18 protein-coding genes and 1 pseudogene are annotated in these 16131 nt (G+C 65.9%); 10 read left to right on the top strand and 9 right to left on the bottom strand.

Translation table 11 applies throughout. From position 1 onward, the window contains the following. Window positions 1–210: 210 nt before the first annotated feature. The 3 genes and pseudogenes from CCA01S_RS15705 to CCA01S_RS13550 all read left to right on the top strand — a co-directional run. Window positions 211–318, top strand: a pseudogene (locus tag CCA01S_RS15705) (transposase); the annotation flags it as partial. A 78-nt stretch (window positions 319–396) separates the two neighbouring features. Then, a complete protein-coding gene (locus tag CCA01S_RS15700; RefSeq protein WP_501161910.1) occupies window positions 397–534 on the top strand; it encodes a type II toxin-antitoxin system RelE/ParE family toxin in 138 nt (45 codons plus the stop codon). Next, on the top strand, window positions 518–805 hold the full coding sequence (locus tag CCA01S_RS13550; RefSeq protein WP_066459385.1) for a helix-turn-helix domain-containing protein: 288 nt from the start codon (window positions 518–520) through the stop codon (window positions 803–805). Before CCA01S_RS15700 ends, CCA01S_RS13550 begins: the two co-directional genes overlap by 17 nt. Window positions 806–925: 120 nt before the next feature. On the opposite strand, the gene CCA01S_RS13545 is transcribed toward CCA01S_RS13550, so the two are convergent. Further along, window positions 926–1195: a hypothetical protein gene (locus CCA01S_RS13545; RefSeq protein ID WP_066459383.1), complete on the bottom strand. Its 270-nt coding sequence runs from the start codon at window positions 1193–1195 to the stop codon at window positions 926–928. Between the two features lie 266 nt (window positions 1196–1461). Between CCA01S_RS13545 and CCA01S_RS13540 the strand changes: the two genes are divergently transcribed. The 6 genes from CCA01S_RS13540 (at window position 1462) to CCA01S_RS13515 (ending at window position 7536) form a co-directional block, all read left to right on the top strand. After that, on the top strand, window positions 1462–2292 hold the full coding sequence (locus CCA01S_RS13540) for an energy transducer TonB (protein WP_084386772.1): 831 nt from the start codon (window positions 1462–1464) through the stop codon (window positions 2290–2292). 29 nt (window positions 2293–2321) lie between these two features. Beyond that, a complete protein-coding gene (locus CCA01S_RS13535) occupies window positions 2322–3266 on the top strand; it encodes a MotA/TolQ/ExbB proton channel family protein (RefSeq protein WP_084386771.1) in 945 nt (314 codons plus the stop codon). Between the two features lie 2 nt (window positions 3267–3268). After that, window positions 3269–3727: an ExbD/TolR family protein gene (locus CCA01S_RS13530; RefSeq protein ID WP_066459381.1), complete on the top strand. Its 459-nt coding sequence runs from the start codon at window positions 3269–3271 to the stop codon at window positions 3725–3727. A gap of 128 nt (window positions 3728–3855) precedes the next feature. Next, complete coding sequence (locus tag CCA01S_RS13525) at window positions 3856–4530, top strand: response regulator transcription factor (protein WP_066459380.1); 675 nt, start codon at window positions 3856–3858, stop codon at window positions 4528–4530. Window positions 4531–4588: 58 nt separating this feature from the next. Then, entirely contained in the window at window positions 4589–5647 is a 1059-nt protein-coding gene (locus CCA01S_RS13520) for a sensor histidine kinase (protein ID WP_066459398.1), read from the top strand. Between the two features lie 2 nt (window positions 5648–5649). Then, on the top strand, window positions 5650–7536 hold the full coding sequence (locus CCA01S_RS13515) for a potassium transporter Kup (RefSeq protein ID WP_066459378.1): 1887 nt from the start codon (window positions 5650–5652) through the stop codon (window positions 7534–7536). 73 nt (window positions 7537–7609) lie between these two features. Here the strand turns inward: CCA01S_RS13515 and CCA01S_RS13510 are convergent, their stop codons facing one another. The 7 genes from CCA01S_RS13510 to CCA01S_RS13480 form a co-directional block, all read right to left on the bottom strand. Then, a complete protein-coding gene (locus tag CCA01S_RS13510; RefSeq protein WP_146030641.1) occupies window positions 7610–8008 on the bottom strand; it encodes a hypothetical protein in 399 nt (132 codons plus the stop codon). Between the two features lie 92 nt (window positions 8009–8100). Then, window positions 8101–8403 carry a monovalent cation/H(+) antiporter subunit G gene (gene mnhG / locus CCA01S_RS13505; RefSeq protein ID WP_066459374.1) on the bottom strand — a complete coding sequence of 101 codons (303 nt, stop codon included), beginning with the start codon at window positions 8401–8403 and terminating at the stop codon, window positions 8101–8103. Beyond that, window positions 8400–8684 (bottom strand): K+/H+ antiporter subunit F, encoded by a 285-nt coding sequence (locus CCA01S_RS13500; RefSeq protein WP_066459373.1) that lies wholly within the window; start codon window positions 8682–8684, stop codon window positions 8400–8402. Before CCA01S_RS13500 ends, mnhG begins: the two co-directional genes overlap by 4 nt. Next, complete coding sequence (locus tag CCA01S_RS13495) at window positions 8681–9169, bottom strand: Na+/H+ antiporter subunit E (protein WP_066459372.1); 489 nt, start codon at window positions 9167–9169, stop codon at window positions 8681–8683. The genes CCA01S_RS13500 and CCA01S_RS13495 overlap by 4 nt, the downstream gene beginning before the upstream one ends. Continuing rightward, window positions 9166–10788 carry a monovalent cation/H+ antiporter subunit D gene (locus CCA01S_RS13490; RefSeq protein ID WP_066459371.1) on the bottom strand — a complete coding sequence of 541 codons (1623 nt, stop codon included), beginning with the start codon at window positions 10786–10788 and terminating at the stop codon, window positions 9166–9168. Before CCA01S_RS13490 ends, CCA01S_RS13495 begins: the two co-directional genes overlap by 4 nt. After that, the gene (locus CCA01S_RS13485; RefSeq protein WP_066459369.1) at window positions 10785–11126 is read right to left on the bottom strand and encodes a Na+/H+ antiporter subunit C; all 342 of its coding nucleotides are present in this window, start codon (window positions 11124–11126) and stop codon (window positions 10785–10787) included. The genes CCA01S_RS13490 and CCA01S_RS13485 overlap by 4 nt, the downstream gene beginning before the upstream one ends. 2 nt (window positions 11127–11128) lie before the next feature. Beyond that, complete coding sequence (locus CCA01S_RS13480; RefSeq protein ID WP_066459367.1) at window positions 11129–14026, bottom strand: monovalent cation/H+ antiporter subunit A; 2898 nt, start codon at window positions 14024–14026, stop codon at window positions 11129–11131. A 239-nt stretch (window positions 14027–14265) separates the two neighbouring features. On the opposite strand from CCA01S_RS13480, the gene hemN reads away from it, so the two are divergent. Continuing rightward, window positions 14266–15732 (top strand): oxygen-independent coproporphyrinogen III oxidase, encoded by a 1467-nt coding sequence (gene hemN / locus CCA01S_RS13475; protein ID WP_066459366.1) that lies wholly within the window; start codon window positions 14266–14268, stop codon window positions 15730–15732. On the opposite strand, the gene CCA01S_RS13470 is transcribed toward hemN, so the two are convergent. Further along, on the bottom strand, window positions 15718–16110 hold the full coding sequence (locus tag CCA01S_RS13470; RefSeq protein WP_066459364.1) for a YbaN family protein: 393 nt from the start codon (window positions 16108–16110) through the stop codon (window positions 15718–15720). The genes hemN and CCA01S_RS13470 overlap by 15 nt on opposite strands. Window positions 16111–16131: the final 21 nt, after the last annotated feature.

Below are 16131 nucleotides of genomic sequence, written 5' to 3'. Positions count from 1 at the left end.
ATCGGATTCGGTAGCGGGGCGGGGCAGCTATCTGGCCGCGCAAAACCTGGCTGTCCTGTACGAAAACACCGGCAGACCGGATGAGGCCGCGGCGTTCAGGCGGCAGGCCGATAAAGCTTCTGGCCGATAAAGTATCTCAGAGCATTGCACGAGAGCGGGTGGTGACGGCAGCGGCTCAGTCTCGATAGAGTCAGGGGAAGCTCGGGGCTCATGAACTACGAGATCGGCAACCAGATCGGCGCCGGGCGTCATGAGCGTAGCGGCGAGCGCCTGACGTATAGGAACGGCTACCGCGATCGCATCCTCACGCTCCGAATATTCAAGGCGATTGACCCGGAGGTCTGCTGAGCCAGCTTATTCGAGCTCCGACTAAAAGGTGCCGAGGGAATTGCCAGAGTGTTCTATTGCTCTCAGATAGGGCGCAATATTGTGATGCTCCACAGCTTTGTGAAGAAAACAGACAAAACGCCCCCCGCAGAACGCAAGATTGCCGAGGACAGACTCAAGGAGATCAAACATGCTGACACACGATGAATTGGTCAAGAAAATGCTGGAAGACCCCGAAGTTCGAGCTGAGTACGAGCGCATCGAACGCGAAGAAATGCCCATGCTGGACGCTATTCTGCAAGCCCGCCGTGAAGCGGGGCTCACCCAGGCGCAGGTTGCCGAGCGTATGGGAACCAAGGCTCCGGCCGTCGCACGACTGGAAAACTCGCTCATTACCGGTAAACACTCTCCATCCATCTCAACCCTGAAAAAATACGCGGCCGCACTGGGCAAGAAGCTGGAGATCCGCTTCAGCTGAGGGCTTGGTGGAAATCCAAGTACTTTCTCAATATATACTGAGAAAGTACTGCTTCAATACTACGCATGGTTTGCTTTGCAGGGCTGCGCCTGGATGCCGGTGTGCTTGCTGCGCACCGGATCAATGCCTGCCGTGCCATCCGCGTCCGCCGTAGTATCCGCGGTGATACCCGCGATGGCCCCAGCCCCCGGAACTGAAACCGAAGTAAAGGCTGGGGGGCGCCACGTAGACGGGCGGGGCGACGTAGACGGACGGCCCGGCGTACACGACGCCACCACCGTCACCATAGTAGGCGGGGGCGGGTTCGTAGACGGCGCACCCGCCCAGGGCGGACACGGCGGCCAGTGCAATCGCGAGCCGACAGGCTCGGTGGAAGAGGGCGTTTTTCATGAGAAGCTCGGTTTTTCCATGGGCTCAGTATGCGCATGTTTTTTGCGCCCGGGCGGCCGATATTGCCTGTGGTTACAGAGATCCCCAGGTTCTCCATGCTTGCCTGCGGCATACACGGATGGACACAAGATGTGGGCGCGGGCTGTCGTGGTTTGCCAACATCCAGATCCATGACGAATTTCGGGGGCAGATATGTGAATGTGGATATTGAGAACAATTCCCATTCCTGCTAACATTCCATTTTCACTGAAGTGGCATTCCGATTCATGGGTTCGGGTTCATCCTCACGCTTTCCCTGGTTGAAGCTGGCAGCGGGCGGCGCGGCTTTGGGGCTGCACGTGGGCGTGCTGGCCATGATTCTGTCAGCGCCCGTTGCCCAGGTGGCCCTGGGCGAACCCGATGCGCTTGACGTGCAGTTCGTCGAGCTGGGCCCGGCGCAAGAACCCGGCCCGGTGGCCGAGACGCAGCCGCCAGAGGCCGAAGAACTGCCCCCCATCCCGGAACCCGAAGTCGAACCCGAGCCGATTCCCGAAGAGCAGCCCGACCCGGAACCGGAACCCGAGCCTGTCGTGGACACGCCCGAACCCGAGGCCATCACACAGCCGCCACCGCCCCCCCCCAAACCAAAGCCCAAGCCCGAACCGAAACCCAAGCCCGAACCGAAGCCTAAGCCGCGGCCCAGGCCCGAGCCCAAGGTGTCGGCCAAGCCAGCTCCGCAGCCGACGCCCAGCACCGCCAGCCAGGTGGCGTCGGCCGCTGGTGGCAGCCAGCAATCGGCGGCGTCGCAGGGCGAACGTACGGCGCAAGACCCCGACCGTCCACGCACCATCGGGCGGGTGGATTATCTGGGTCGGCGCCCCAATCCGGTGTATCCGCGGCTGTCGCAGCGCCGTGGCGAGCAGGGCCGTGTGGTCTTGCGGGTGTTGATTTCCCCCGAGGGTCGCGTGGCCCACGTCAAGGTGCAGAAATCGTCCGGCTACGAGCGCCTGGATGATGCTGCCGTGCTGGCCATGCAGTCGGCGCGCTTTCGCCCGTATACCGAAAACGGCGTGGCCTACAAGGCGTTGGTGGATATTCCCTTCGATTTTGTCTTATAGGTCGTTGACCTGACAGGAGTTTCAAGCACATGTTGATCGATCTGATCTCGAACGCGGCGCTGACGCTGGCCCAGGTGGCCGGGCCGGACACTGCGCAGGCGGCCCATGCCGTGGCGGGCACGGCTCCGGCGCTGGCTCAAGGGGCGGCGGTTGCGACCCAGGGGGCTGCCGCTGCGGCTCAAGGGGCGGTGACGTTGCCTGCGGCGGCCGCCGCCATCGAACTGGGGGCCGAGTCGCGCGGCGTCTTGCACTTCGTGGGCCAGAGCGACGCCGTGGGCAAGTCGCTGTTCGTGTTTCTGATGCTGATGTCGCTGGCCAGCTGGTATCTGATCCTGGTCAAGGGCTTTACCCATCTGCGCATTCGCCAGCGCTCGAAGAAATTTTTGTCTGAATTCTGGGCGGCCAGTTCGCTGGAACAGGTGGAAAACGAGATTTCCACGCACGGCGCCGAAGAACCGTTTGCGCACCTGGCCAGCCATGCCATTCATGCGCAGAAGCATCATGCCAAGTATGGCGCGCTCAAGCTTGAAGAAACCGGCTCGACGGCGGCATTTGTCACGCGCATCATCCGCAAGGTGATCGACGAGGAAACGGCGCGGCTGGAAAACGGCCTGACCGTGCTGGCCTCGGTGGGCTCCACGGCGCCTTTCGTGGGCCTGTTCGGCACCGTGTGGGGGGTGTATCACGCGCTGCTCAGCATCAGCATGGCCGATGGCGTCACCATCAACCGCATCGCCGGCCCGGTGGGCGAGGCGCTCATCATGACGGGGCTGGGGCTGGCCGTGGCGATTCCGGCGGTGCTGGCCTATAACGCCTTCGTGCGCCTCAATCGGGTGTACCTGGCGCAGCTGGACGCCTTTGCCCACGACCTTTTCACCTTCCTGTCCACGGGCCAGCAAGTGGTTGACGGCAGCCACGAGAAGCACGGGCGCCATGGCCACATCAGCCTGGCCAGCAGCCGCGAGGTGTCCTGATCATGGCCTTTGGCAGCTTCGATTCCAAGCCGGCGGGCTCGACCATGTCCGAGATCAACATGGTGCCGCTCATCGACGTGATGCTGGTGCTGCTGGTGATTTTCATCATCACGGCGCCCTTGCTCAGCCACTCCATCAAGATCAACGTGCCGCAGGTGACCACGCAGCCGATCGAGCAGCAGCCCAAGGTGATCGACTTGGCCATCGATACCAGCGGCGCGGTGTTCTGGAACGAACAGCCGGTGGCGCTGGACGAGCTGCAGGCGCGCTTTGCCGCCGAAGCGGGGGCCGACCCGCAGCCCGAAGTGCGCATCCGCGCCGACGTCGATACGCGCTACGGTGAGTTGGCCGAGATCATGGGGGCCGCGCGGCGCGCAGGCATGAAGCGTCTGGGCTTTGTCACCCACCCGGCACCGACGGGTGCGCCCGCTGCGCCTGCGGCCCCTGCCGTGACGCAATAAGCCCTTGGTCTGCCTGAAAAGCTTCCAGGTGGGCCATTTTTCCGTGCAACGTTCATCTGCCGGTCAGCTATGTAACGTGTGGCTGGGTTCCCTGTCAGATTGCATCGTCTTCAGGCTAGAATCACCCCATGCGAGTTCTAGTCATTGAAGACGACACCACTCTGGGCCACGCCCTGCAAGAATTTCTCGGTAGCCAGGGCTATGCGGTCGATTGGCTGCAGACGGGCGACCGGGCCGAGGGCGCCGTGGCGGGCCAGTCGTACGACCTCCTTCTGCTCGACCTCAATCTGCCCGGCCTGAGCGGCCTGCAGGTGCTGCAGCGCCTGCGCGCGGCGGGCTCACAGATTCCTGTGCTCATCCTCACGGCGCGCGATGGCCTCGAAGACCGGGTGGCCGGGCTGGACGCCGGGGCCGACGACTACGTCACCAAACCCTTCGAACTGGCCGAACTGGCCGCCCGCGTGCGCGCCCTGGCGCGGCGCCATGCGGGGCAGGCGCAGACCACGCTCGAATGCGGGCCGCTCACCTTCGACACCGTCGGCCGCCAGATTCGGGTGGACGGCAAGCGTATTTCCCTCTCAGTGCGCGAACTGTCCGTCCTCGAAATGCTCATGGCGCGCCCGGGCCGGGTGGTCACCAAGCAGCAGATCGTCAATTCGCTGTCGGCCTGGGATGCCGATTTCAGCGAGAACGCGGTTGAAGTCTATGTCTACCGCCTGCGTAAACGCCTCGATGGAACCGGCGCCAGCATCCAGACCGTGCGCGGCTTCGGTTACCTGCTTGACGTTGAAAGCGCCCAGTAGGCCGACCGCCGCCGACGCCCGCCAGGATCGCCATGCCTTGGGCCTGTTCGAGCGTCTGATGCCACAAGATTCTCTGGCGCGCCGCCTGGTGCGGCGCCTGCTGCCGGCCTTCTCCATCCTGGTGGCCATCGATCTGCTCGCCACCTGGTTCATGACCGGGGTCATCAGCCCGCAGCCCTGGGTTCTGCGCGATCTGTTCTGGGTCATGCTGCTCACTCAGGGCCTGCTGGTGGTGCTGTTCGTCTGGGTGCTGATTTCTGGCATCCGCTTCGAGCTCATGTCCATCAACCGCCTGGCCGACCAGATCCGCCAGCGTTCCATCGAAGACCTGCAGCCGCTCGACCTGGCCGGGCTGCCCAGCGAGGTGGCGCCGCTCGTGCTGCACTTCAACGACCTGCTGCTGCGCCTGGACGATTCCGTGCAGGCGCAGCGCCGCTTCGTCGGCCATGCGGCGCACCAGCTGCGCACGCCGCTGGCGGGGCTCAAGCTCGAATCCGAGCTCATGCTGGCGCAGCCCTTGTCGGACGACATCCGCACCCGCGCCGGGCGCATCAAGTCGGTCACCGACCACATGATCCGCATGGGCCAGCAGCTGCTGGTGCTGGCGCGCGCCGACCACGCCTCGCGTCCGCAAGACAGCTTCGTGCGCCTGGATCTCTGCGAATGGATGCGCCAGTCGGGGGCCGAGTGGCTGGACAAGGCGCACGACCAGGGGGTCGAGCTTCGGCTGGCGGCGCCCGACACCCCGGTGTGGGTGGACGGCGACCCGGTGCTGCTGGGCGAACTGCTGGGCAATCTGATCGACAACGCCTTGCGCTACGGCGAAGGCGCGCACGTCATCCAGCTGCGCGTCATCGCCAATCCGCCCTCGTTTTCGGTGGAAGACGATGGCGTCGGCATCCAGGGCGACGACGTCGAACACGTCTTCGAGGCCTTCTACCGGGCGTCGGACGCGGGCCCCGGCGGCTCCGGCCTGGGGCTGGCCATCGTGCGCGAGATCGCCCGGGCGCATGGCGCCTGGTGGAAGGTCGTCAGCCGCCCGGCGTTTGCCGGCACGCGTATCACCCTGATTTTTCCCGGCCCCTGGCGAGGGGCCTGCCTGACACGGGCTGAATAAGTATGAGTACACAGAAAGAGGCGGGCGCGCGCAGCCCGCAGGCCGCCATGTTGATCGGCGCCCTGGGCGTGGTCTATGGCGACATCGGCACGAGCCCGCTTTATACCGTCAAGGTGGCGCTGTCCATGACGGGCAACCCCGACGTCGAGCACGTGCTGGGCATGCTGTCGATTCTCTTCTGGATGCTGATCGTGGTGGTGTCGATCAAGTACGTCACCTGTATTTTGCGCGCCGACAACCGCGGCGAGGGCGGCACGCTGGCGCTGATGGAGCTGGCCATGCGCGGACGCCCGGGGCGCACGCGCTGGCGCCTGGCGATCCTGGGCCTGATTGGCGCCAGCCTGTTCTATGGCGACAGCATGATCACACCGGCCATTTCCGTGCTGTCGGCCGTCGAAGGCATCGGCGTGGTGTCGCACCGGCTCGATGCCTGGGTGGTGCCCATCTCCATCGTTGTGCTGCTCGCGCTCTTCATGGTGCAGTCGCGCGGCACCGGCACCGTGGGCAAGCTCTTTGGCCCGGTGATGTTCGTCTGGTTTCTCACCCTGGGGGTGCTGGGGGCCTGGCGCGTCGTCGAACAGCCGCAGGTCTTGGCGGCCATCAACCCCATCTGGGCGGTGCGCTTCATCGCCGACGCCCCCTGGGAAACCTTCCTGGCCCTGGGTGCGCTGGTGCTGGCGCTCACGGGGGCCGAGGCCCTGTACGCCGACATGGGGCACTTTGGCGGCCCCACGATACGCCGGGCGTGGTTCGCCATGGTGCTGCCCGCGCTCGTGCTGTGCTACTTTGGTCAGGGGGCGCTGCTGCTCAGCGACCCTTCGGCCATCCGCAACCCCTTCTTTCTGCTGGCGCCCGAATGGGGTCTCATCCCGCTGGTGGGCCTGGCCACGATCGCCACGGTGATCGCCTCGCAGTCGGTGATCTCCGGAGCGTTCTCCATGACGCGCCAGGCCGTGCAGCTGGGCTACTGGCCGCGCATGGTGATCCAGCACACCTCGGCGCGCGAAGAAGGGCAAATCTACCTGCCGCGCGTCAACTGGCTGCTGCTGGGGGCCGTGCTGGTACTGATCCTGGCCTTCGGCTCGTCCGACCGCCTGGCCCACGCCTATGGTTTTGCCGTCACCGGCACCATGCTGATGACGTCCACGCTGGCCTTTGCCGTCCTGCCGCGCAACACGCGCGGCGCCAGGCGCGCGGGCTGGCTCATGCTCATCAGCCTGTTTCTGGTCATCGACGTGCTGCTGTTTCTGTCGAATACGCTCAAGCTGCACGAGGGCGGCTGGCTGCCGCTGGTGGTGGGCATCTGCCTGTTGACCCTGATGGTCACCTGGAAGCAGGGGCGCCAGCAGATACACGACACGCTGGCGGGCGACCACCAGTCGCTGCTCAGCTTCATGGAGTCGCTCGAAGCCTATCCGCCCACCCGGGTGCCGGGCACGGCGGTCTTCATGAGCATGATCGTGGGCACGGTGCCGCCCGCCTTGTTACACAATCTGAAACACAATAAAGTGCTGCACGAACAGGCGCTGTTTCTCACGATCGAGGTGGCCGACGAGCCCTATGTGCCGTTCAACGAGCGGGTGAAGGTCGAGCGCGTCAGCCGCAGCAGCTGGCAGGCGGTGGCGCGCTGGGGCTTCAAGCAAGAGCCCAACGTGCCGCAGGTGGTCGAGCAGATTGCGCAAGAGGTGGCCGAGCTCAATCTCGAACCCATGCAGACGTCGTATTTCTTGTCGCGCCAGACGGTGATCGTGGTGCGGCGCCTGCCCTGGCACCAAAGCTGGCGTCGCCATCTGTTTGCTTTCATGGCGCGCAATGCCAGCCGCACCACGCGGTTCTACAAGATACCGCCCAACCGCGTGGTGGAAATGGGCATGCAGATGGAACTATGAGAAAAAACGGCAGCGCCGGTTGCATCAGCTGAACCGTGCGCTGCCGGATCGGTGCGTCGTTGAGACGGGACGGTTACGAACCCGTGGTGGCCGGGATGGTGATGGTGGTTTCGCGCAGGATGCCGCCCGATTGCACCGAGCCTTGCACGCGCGTGTCGCCTTGATCCATGAGCTTCATGCAGTCTTCACGCTGACCGGCGGGCAAGCCGTCGCAGCGTCGTGTGCGATTCTGGTCTTCAGCCTGGGTGGATGGCGTGGTGAGCGAGTCTTGGCGGGCGGCCTGGGCGGCGGCACCGGCTTCACGCAGGCAGGCTTTCTTGTCGATGCCCGGGGTGGTGTTGCAGTGTTCAACGTCGCGTTGGTACTGGGTTTGCGGGCCAGCGGCCTGGGCGGCTGGCGCAAACAGAAAGGCGCAGCCGAGCCCGGCTGCCAGCAGGCTGGCACGCAGGGACATCTGTAATGCATGACGCATAATGGCACTCCTTGGAACAGTTCGGGCGTATCCCCGCCCGTCTTGGGGTTGAATCTAGTGTACGGGTTCTCCCCTAGACAGTTGTTACAAAATCACTCGTGCCGCTGGATGGCGCTTTGCATCAGCAAAATCGCGGTCACCGGCGCGGTGATGAAGAGAAACAGGCAGATCAGCCATTCGTGCAGGATGGGGCGCCCCTGCAGCAGGCTGGCCATCAGGGTCGAGGCCAGAGCCACGCAGAAGACGCCCAGGGTCATGCCCATGGTGGGGGCGTGCATGCGCTCGTAGAAGCGCTGCAGGCGCAATAGCCCCACCGAGCCGATCAGCGTGACGACCCCCGCCAGGATCAGCAGGGCGGCCACCAAGATGGCGGCCCATAGTGGCAGCTCGTTCATGGTTCGATCACCTCGCCGCGCAGCAGAAATTTGGCCAGTGCGGCAGAGCCGACGAAGCCGAACAGGGCGATCAGCAGGGCGATGTCGAAATACAGGCCGGCCTCGAAGCGCAACCCCAGCACCAGCAGGATCAGCATGCCGTTGATGTAGATGGTGTCCAGGGCCAGCACGCGGTCTTCGGCGCGCGGCCCGCGCACGAGACGGATGGCCGCGCAGGCCAGCCCCAGGGTGAAGCACAGCAGGGCGAAGCCCACGGCGGCGTTCAGGATCAAGGTACTCATTCGAAAATCTCCATGAGCGGGGTTTCGTAGCGCTGCTGGATGACGCGGGTGAGGCCGACGGGGTCTTGCAGGTCGAGCACGTGCAGGGTCAGCACGTTGCGCTGCGTATCGTGCCCGGCCCAGACGGTGCCGGGTGTAAACGTGACGATGCAGGCCAGCGCGGCCAGGCCGTGGGGGTCGCGGATGCGCAGGGGGATGTCCAGGAAACCGGGCCGGGCCCGGGCGCGCGGCCCGAGCACGATGCGCAGGCCCACCTGGTAGTTGGAGTGCGCGATGTCCCGAGCCACGTGCCCCAGCAGGCGCAGCGCCGTGAGTGGGTGGCGCGGGTGGGCGCGCACGGGTCGCAAGATGGGCGCCAGTGCGCTCAGGACGAGCGCGATGGCCAGGCCCAGGATGACCTGGTCGGCGGACACGCTGTCATTGAGCAGCAGCCACAGGGCCAGCAGCAGGCAGGGCAGCGGCAAAAAGCCTAGCAGGCGCTTCATGGCAGTGATCCCGGCAGAGCGGGCTTGAGCACCGCCTGGGTGTAGCGGCCCGGTTGATCCAGATAGTGGGCCGTATCCTGCAGGTAGTCCATCACGGGCCCGGCCTGGATGGTCAGCAAGGCGCAGGCCAGCAGCAGCACCAGAATGGGGGTGACTTCGCTCAGGCGCAGGGTGGGTACGTGCAGCTGCTCGGGCACCCAGAACAGGCGGATGCCGCAGCGCCCCAGGGCCATGAGGCCGATGAGCCCCGAGACCAGCATCACGCCCACCAGCAGCCAGACATTGAGCGTGGGCGCGCCTTGTTCGGCGGTTTGCAACGCTGCCGACAGTAGCGAGAACTTGGCGACGAAGCCCGAGAGCGGCGGCAGGCCGATGATGAGCAGCGCGCAGGCGAAAAAGCTCAGGCCCAGGAAGGCCATGGTGGCGGGCAGGGGGCTGCCCACGGCTTGTTCGGACAGGCTGCGCGCCTCGGGTTCGTCTTGTTCATAGGCTTCTTGGGTGATGGCGAGGATGTCTGCCCCGAAAGACTGGCTGCGCTCGGTGAGTTCGAGCAACAGGAACAGCGCGCCCAGCGCCAGCACCGAGTTCAGCAGGTAATACAGGGCGGGGCCCGTGAGAGTGACGCCCGGCATGCCCAGGGCGGCAAACAGCGTGCCCGACGAAGTGATGATGGCATAAGAGGCGATGCGCCGTGGCTGGCTGCTGGCCAGCATGCCCAGGGTGCCGAAGGCGAGGGTGGCGATGCCGGCCGGAAACATCCAGGCCCCGCCAAAGGCGGCGGGCGCGCCAGCGGGCAGCAGCAGCGAGCCGATGCGCAGCAGCGCGTAGATGCCGACCTTGGTCATGATGGCAAAAAGGGCGGCCACCGGCGCGCTGGCTTCGCTGTAGGTGTTGGGCAGCCAGAAGTTCAGCGGCCAGGCCGCCGCCTTGATGAGAAAGGCGATGCCGAGGATGGCCGCCGCACTGTCGAACAGCTGCCGGTCGGCCCCGGTGAGTACGCGGGCGCGCGCGGCCAGGTCGGCCAGGTTGAGCGTACCGGTGAGCCCGTAGAGCATGGCGATGGCGATGAGCAGCAGAAACGAGGCGATGAGGTTGATGCCGATGTAGTGCAGGGCGGCGCCCACGCGGCGCTTGCCCGAGCCGTGCAGCATCAGGCCGTACGAAGCCGTGAGCAGGATCTCGAAGAAGACGAAGAGGTTGAACAGATCGCCCGCCAGGAAGGCGCCGTTCAGGCCCATGAGCAGCAGCTGGAACTGCGCGTGGAAGTGGCTGCCCGCGCGATCCCAGTGCGCCGTGGCGTACGTCCAGGCGCACAGGCCCAGGACGGCGGTGAGCCCCAGCATCAGGGCCGAGAGGCGGTCGGCCACCAGCACGATGCCAAAGGGGGCGGGCCAGTTGCCCAGATGATAGACGCCGATGTCGTCGGGCCAGATCGAGCCGCCGATGCCCTGGGTGGCGCGCACCAGGGCAAGCGCGGCCAGCAATTGCAGCGCAATCGAGACGCTGCCCAGGGCGATGCGCACGGGGCGTTGGCTGTCTTTGAAGAGCAGCATCAGGGCGCTGGCGAGCAGCGGCACCAGAATGGGCAAAACCGGCAGATGGTGCATCCAGGCGCTCATGGACGGTGTTCCTCGCCATCGACGTGGTCGGTGTCGCTCATGCCGCGCGAAGCCAGCAGCACCACCAGAAAGAGCGCCGTGGTGGCAAAGCCGATGACGATGGCGGTGAGCACCAGGGCCTGGGGCAGGGGGTCGGCGTAGCGCACCGGGTCGGCCCAGTGTGGGTCGATGACGGGCGGCGCGTCGAGCTTGACGCGCCCCATGGCGAAGATGAACAGGTTGACCGCATAGGTGAGCAGGGACAGCCCCATGATGAACTGGAAGGTGCGCGGGCGCAGCAGCAGCCAGATGCCCGAGCCGGCCAGCACGCCGATGGCCAGTGCCAGTACCCATTCCATGTTCAGGCCTCCAGCCCGTCGGCGGGCTCGGTGAGTTTGCGGTGGAAGCGCAGCGACTGGTGCGCCAGCGCAATGAGAAACAGCATGGTGGCGCCGACGACCAGCATGTAGACGCCGATGTCGAACAGCAGCACGCTGGACAGGTGCAGGGCGCCGATGAGCGGCAGCACCAGGTCGAGCGTGTAGGCCGACAGCAGCGGCTGGCCCGCCCACCAGACGGCCATGGCCGCCGTGCCGGCGACCAGCAGGCCCAGGCCGATCCAGATCTGCGGGCGGATGAGGGGGCGCGCTTCGACCCACAGGATGCCGCCCACCATGTACTGCAGGAGGATGCCGGTGGCCATCACCAGGCCGCCCACGAAGCCGCCGCCGGGCAGGTTGTGGCCGCGCAGCAGGAAGTACAGCGAAATGAGGGTGGAGACCGGCAGCAGCAGGCGCACCAGCACCGCCGGGATGCGCAGCAGCCCTTCGGGCAGCGGCGCCTGCAGGCGCGCTTCGGCGTCGGGCGCCGGGCCGCTGGCGGCGCGCTGGTAGGGCAGCACGATGAGGGCTTCGGCGGGCGGGCGGAAGCGCCGCAAGAGGGCGTAGACGCTGAGCGCCACGATGGCGAGCACGGTGATTTCGCCGAAGGTGTCGAAGGCGCGGAAGTCCACCAGGATGACGTTGACCACGTTGGCCCCGCCCCCCAGCGGCCAGGCTTGCTGCACGAAAAAGCGCGAAATGCTGTCGTGGCTGGCGGGACGCGTCATCATGACGTAGGCCAGCGCGGCCAGGCCCGTGCCGCCCGCGACGGCCACGATGAAGTCGCGCCAGCGCCGCCACAGGGTGCGCGAGCGCGTGGGGCCGGGAAACTCTTCGATGCGCTTGGGCAGCCAGCGCAGGCCCAGCAGGATGAGCACCGTGGTGACCACTTCGACGGCCAGCTGGGTGAGGGCGAGGTCGGGCGCCGACAGCCAGGCAAAGGTGATGCCGGTGATGAGGCCGACGGCCCCGGCCAGCATCAGCGAAGCTGTACGGTGGTATTTGGCCTGGTAGGCGGCGGCCACGGCGCAGGCGCCGCCCGCCAGCCACATCAGCGCGAACGACCACTGCAGCGGGGTTTGCCGCGCGGCCACGGGCCACCAGCCGCCCGCCAGCAGCGGCAGCAGGGCCACCCCCAGGGTGCAGAGGATGAGCAGCAGCGCTTGCGGCTGCAGCCGCTGGGTCTGCAGCCAGTGCAGCAGCCCGATGGCGCCGCTGTCCAGCGCTTCGAGGGCCGACTCGAAGCTTTGTCGGCCGTCGAGCCGGTAGATGAGCGGTGCCTGGCCGGGCTTGCGGCGGTCGCGTTCGCGCAGGGCGAGGTAGATGGCAATGCCGGCGAACAGGGCGATGAAGCTCATCAGCAGCGGCAGGTTGAAGCCGTGCCACAGCTGCAGGTCGAAGTGCGGCGTGCGCGGGCCCAGCAGGCCGCGCATCACCATGTCGAGGATGGGCCCCAGGGTCAGCCCCGGAAAGATGCCCACCGCCAGGCAGATGATGACCAGGATGGTGCAGGGGATGAGCATCATGCGCGCCGGGTCGTGCGGCGTGCGCGGCAGGTGGTAAGCGCGCGGGCCGAAGAACACCTGCATGATCAGGCGCAGCGAATAGCTGACGCTGAAGGCCCCGGCGATGACGGCGGCGGCGGGCAGGCCCCAGCGGGTGAACCAGTGGCCGCTGATGAACACGGTTTCGGCGAAGAACATTTCTTTGGAAATGAAGCCGTTGAGCAGCGGCACCCCCGCCATAGCCGCCGCCGAGACCATGGCCAGCGTGGCGGTGAGCGGCATCAGGTGGCGCAGGCCCGAGAGGCGCACGAGGTCGCGCGTGCCGCTTTCGTGATCGACGATGCCCGCCGCCATGAACAGCGACGCCTTGAAGGTGGCGTGGTTGATCATGTGGAACACGGCGGCGACCAGCGCCAGGCGGCTGTTCATGCCCAGCAGCAGGGTGATGAGGCCCAGGTGGCTGATGGTGGAATAGGCCAGCACGCCCTTCATGTCGCGCTGGAAGGTGGCGGCATAGGCGCCCAGCAAGAGCGAACAGAGCCCCGCGCCGCCGATCAGGTAGGTCCACCAGTCGGTGCCCGAGAAAATCGGCCAGAAGCGCGCCAGCAGAAAAACCCCCGCCTTGACCATGGTGGCCGAGTGCAGGTAGGCCGACACCGGCGTGGGGGCGGCCATGGCGTTGGGCAGCCAGAAGTGAAAGGGAAACTGGGCGCTTTTGGTCAGCGCCCCCAGGGCGAGCAGCACCAGCAGGATGGGATACCAGTGGTGCTCGCGGATGGCCTGGGCCGAGGCGAGCACGGCGTCGAAGTCGTAGCTGCCCACGATGTGGCCGATGATGAGCATGCTGGCCAAGAGGCAAAAGCCGCCGCCCCCGGTGATGAGCAGCGCCATGCGTGCGCCCCGGCGCGCATCGACGCGGTGCTGCCAGTAACCGATGAGCATGAATGACGACAGGCTGGTGAGTTCCCAGAACACCAGCAGCTGGATGAGGTTGCCCGCCAGCACCACGCCCAGCATGGCGCCCATGAAACTGAGCAGAAAGGCGAAGAAGCGCGGGACGGGGTCTTGGCGTGACAGGTAATAATGCGCGTAGAGGGCGATCAGCGCGCCCATGGCCGAGACGATGATGGCAAACAGCCAGGCATAGCCGTCCATGCGCAAGGTGATGTCCACCCCTTGCGCGGGAATCCAGGGGATGGCCAGCTTTACCACGCCCTGGCTGGCGACTTCGGCGGTGAGCGCCAGCGTGAGCATCAGGCATGCCAGGGCACAGCCCCCCGCGATCCAGGCGCCGGCCCTGCGCGCCGTGGCCGGCAACAGCGCGGCCCCCAGGCTGCCGGCAAATGGGATCGCGAGGATCAGTGTCAGGAGCATGCGTTTTTGAATGAAGATTCAGGGTGAAACCAAGTGCTCATGATACGCGAAGTGAAGACTTGACCTGAATCAAGCCTGAAAACGAAGATTCGCCAGACAATGAACGCAAATATTGAACAATGAGGCCTCTTGCCGCCAAGGCCGGGGTTGTGCCAGACGAGCTGGGCGCCAGTGGGTGCCGCGCAAACTGACCGGTACGCCCTCGCGCCTGGCCGCCGTCCCGCCTCAGGAGCCATGGCATGACATCCCACGCAGTATCCGACACCCACGCCTGTGCCGACGCACCCGGCACCGCCAGGGCGCCCGCCTCGGCCCCCGTCATCGCAGTTCCCGATCTCGAAATCTCCGAAGCCCTGATCCGCCGCTTCGATCAGTCGGGCCCACGCTATACCTCGTATCCCACGGCGGATCGCTTCGAGCGCGACTACCCGGCGGCCACCTACATCCAGCACCTCGAGCGACGCAGCGCGCAGCCAAGCCCGGCGCCGCTGTCGGTCTACGTGCACCTGCCGTTCTGCGAGTCCCTGTGCTATTTCTGTGGCTGCAACAAGATCATCACGCAAGACCACAGCCGCTCGGCGCAGTATCTGGACATCGTTTTTCACGAGATGGCGCTGGTCAGCCAGCACCTGGGCAACCAGCGCCAGACGGTGCAGCTGCACCTGGGGGGCGGCACGCCCACCTTCCTGAGCGCCGCCGAACTCACCTTGCTGATGGAACACATCCGCCGCTATTTTGAATTCACGCCCGATGCCGAGCTGGGGGTCGAGATCGATCCGCGCACCGTCAGCCCGGCGTCGCTGGCCATGCTGGCCGGGCTGGGCTTCAATCGCACCAGCTTCGGGGTGCAAGACTTCGACCCCGACGTGCAGGCCGCGGTCAACCGCATCCAGCCCTACGACATGGTGCGCACGGCCTTGCAGGCCAGCCGCGACAACGGCTTCCAGTCGATCAACGCCGACCTCATCTACGGCCTGCCCAAGCAGACGCTGGCCAGTTTCAGCCGCACGCTCGATCAGCTGATCGAACTGTCCCCCGACCGCATCGCGCTCTACAACTATGCGCACCTGCCGGATCGCTTCAAGTCGCAGCGCCTCATCCGCGCCGAAGACCTGCCCTCGGCCGAGGCGCGCCTGCAGATTTTTCTCATGTCGGTGCAGCGACTGCTGGCGGCGGGCTACGTGTACATCGGGCTGGATCACTTCGCCAAGCCCGACGACGAACTCAACCGCGCGCGGCTCGACCGCAGCCTGCACCGCAATTTCCAGGGCTACACCACGCGCGCCGAGTGCGACCTGATTGGCTTCGGCATTTCGGCCATCGGCAAGGTGGGCGATGCCTACATCCAGAACCAGCACTCGCTCAATGCCTACACGGCGGCACTCGAACGCAACGAGCTGCCCACGGCCAAGGGCTACACGCTCAGCCGCGAAGACGCCATCCGGCGCGAAGTCATCATGACCATCATGTGCAGCATGCCGCTCGACTTCGCCCAGTTCGAGGCGCGCCACGGGCAGTCGTTTGCCAGTCTCTTCGCCGACGAGCTGCAACGCTTGCGGCCCTACGCGGATGCCGGGCTGCTGGCGCTCGATGCGCAGGGCCTGCGGGTGCTGCCCAAGGGGCGCGTGTTCGTGCGGGCGTTTTCGATGGTGTTCGATCAGTTCATCCGCAAGCCGCGGGTGGCGACGTATTCAAAGCTGATCTGAATCCGCGCTTGCAGGCGCGCGGGTGCGCGTGGGCAGGCGCCACAGGTACACAGTGACCCCGATGCCGGGGATGAGCAGCAGCCAGCGCGCCCAGGGCACTGGCATGACCCAGGCCGACACGGCCAGGGATGGCCACATCAGTGCCAGGGCGATGCATTTGCTGCGCAGGGGGATGCCGCGCCCTGATTGAAAGTCGCGGATATATGGACCGAGGATGCGATGGGACATGAGCCAGGCATGCGCGCGCGCGGAGCCGCGCAGGTAGCAGAAGGCCGCCAGCAGCAGAAAGGGCGTCGTGGGCAGCAGGGGCAGGAAAATCCCCAGGACGCCCAGCGCCAGGGCAAGGGTTCCCAGGACGGTGAACAAGGCGCGGATCATGCCGACGATTCTAGCAAGCCC

Origin of the sequence: Castellaniella caeni NBRC 101664 (assembly GCF_001592225.1) — a bacterium.
Classification (GTDB): domain Bacteria; phylum Pseudomonadota; class Gammaproteobacteria; order Burkholderiales; family Burkholderiaceae_B; genus Castellaniella; species Castellaniella caeni.
The sequence above is the reverse complement of the archived record's forward strand: the minus strand, read 5'-3'. Positions and strand labels throughout refer to the sequence as shown.

Excerpts from the sequence above, each read along its gene's own strand:
- CCA01S_RS13550 (WP_066459385.1), top strand. The coding sequence starts at position 518 with ATGCTGACACACGATGAATTGGTCAAGAAAATGCTGGAAGACCCCGAA.
- CCA01S_RS13545 (WP_066459383.1), bottom strand. The coding sequence starts at position 1,195 with ATGAAAAACGCCCTCTTCCACCGAGCCTGTCGGCTCGCGATTGCACTG.
- CCA01S_RS13540 (WP_084386772.1), top strand. The coding sequence starts at position 1,462 with ATGGGTTCGGGTTCATCCTCACGCTTTCCCTGGTTGAAGCTGGCAGCG.
- CCA01S_RS13535 (WP_084386771.1), top strand. The coding sequence starts at position 2,322 with ATGTTGATCGATCTGATCTCGAACGCGGCGCTGACGCTGGCCCAGGTG.
- CCA01S_RS13530 (WP_066459381.1), top strand. The coding sequence starts at position 3,269 with ATGGCCTTTGGCAGCTTCGATTCCAAGCCGGCGGGCTCGACCATGTCC.
- CCA01S_RS13525 (WP_066459380.1), top strand. The coding sequence starts at position 3,856 with ATGCGAGTTCTAGTCATTGAAGACGACACCACTCTGGGCCACGCCCTG.
- CCA01S_RS13520 (WP_066459398.1), top strand. The coding sequence starts at position 4,589 with ATGCCACAAGATTCTCTGGCGCGCCGCCTGGTGCGGCGCCTGCTGCCG.
- CCA01S_RS13515 (WP_066459378.1), top strand. The coding sequence starts at position 5,650 with ATGAGTACACAGAAAGAGGCGGGCGCGCGCAGCCCGCAGGCCGCCATG.
- CCA01S_RS13510 (WP_146030641.1), bottom strand. The coding sequence starts at position 8,008 with ATGCGTCATGCATTACAGATGTCCCTGCGTGCCAGCCTGCTGGCAGCC.
- mnhG (WP_066459374.1), bottom strand. The coding sequence starts at position 8,403 with ATGAACGAGCTGCCACTATGGGCCGCCATCTTGGTGGCCGCCCTGCTG.
- CCA01S_RS13500 (WP_066459373.1), bottom strand. The coding sequence starts at position 8,684 with ATGAGTACCTTGATCCTGAACGCCGCCGTGGGCTTCGCCCTGCTGTGC.
- CCA01S_RS13495 (WP_066459372.1), bottom strand. The coding sequence starts at position 9,169 with ATGAAGCGCCTGCTAGGCTTTTTGCCGCTGCCCTGCCTGCTGCTGGCC.
- CCA01S_RS13490 (WP_066459371.1), bottom strand. The coding sequence starts at position 10,788 with ATGAGCGCCTGGATGCACCATCTGCCGGTTTTGCCCATTCTGGTGCCG.
- CCA01S_RS13485 (WP_066459369.1), bottom strand. The coding sequence starts at position 11,126 with ATGGAATGGGTACTGGCACTGGCCATCGGCGTGCTGGCCGGCTCGGGC.
- CCA01S_RS13480 (WP_066459367.1), bottom strand. The coding sequence starts at position 14,026 with ATGCTCCTGACACTGATCCTCGCGATCCCATTTGCCGGCAGCCTGGGG.
- hemN (WP_066459366.1), top strand. The coding sequence starts at position 14,266 with ATGACATCCCACGCAGTATCCGACACCCACGCCTGTGCCGACGCACCC.
- CCA01S_RS13470 (WP_066459364.1), bottom strand. The coding sequence starts at position 16,110 with ATGATCCGCGCCTTGTTCACCGTCCTGGGAACCCTTGCCCTGGCGCTG.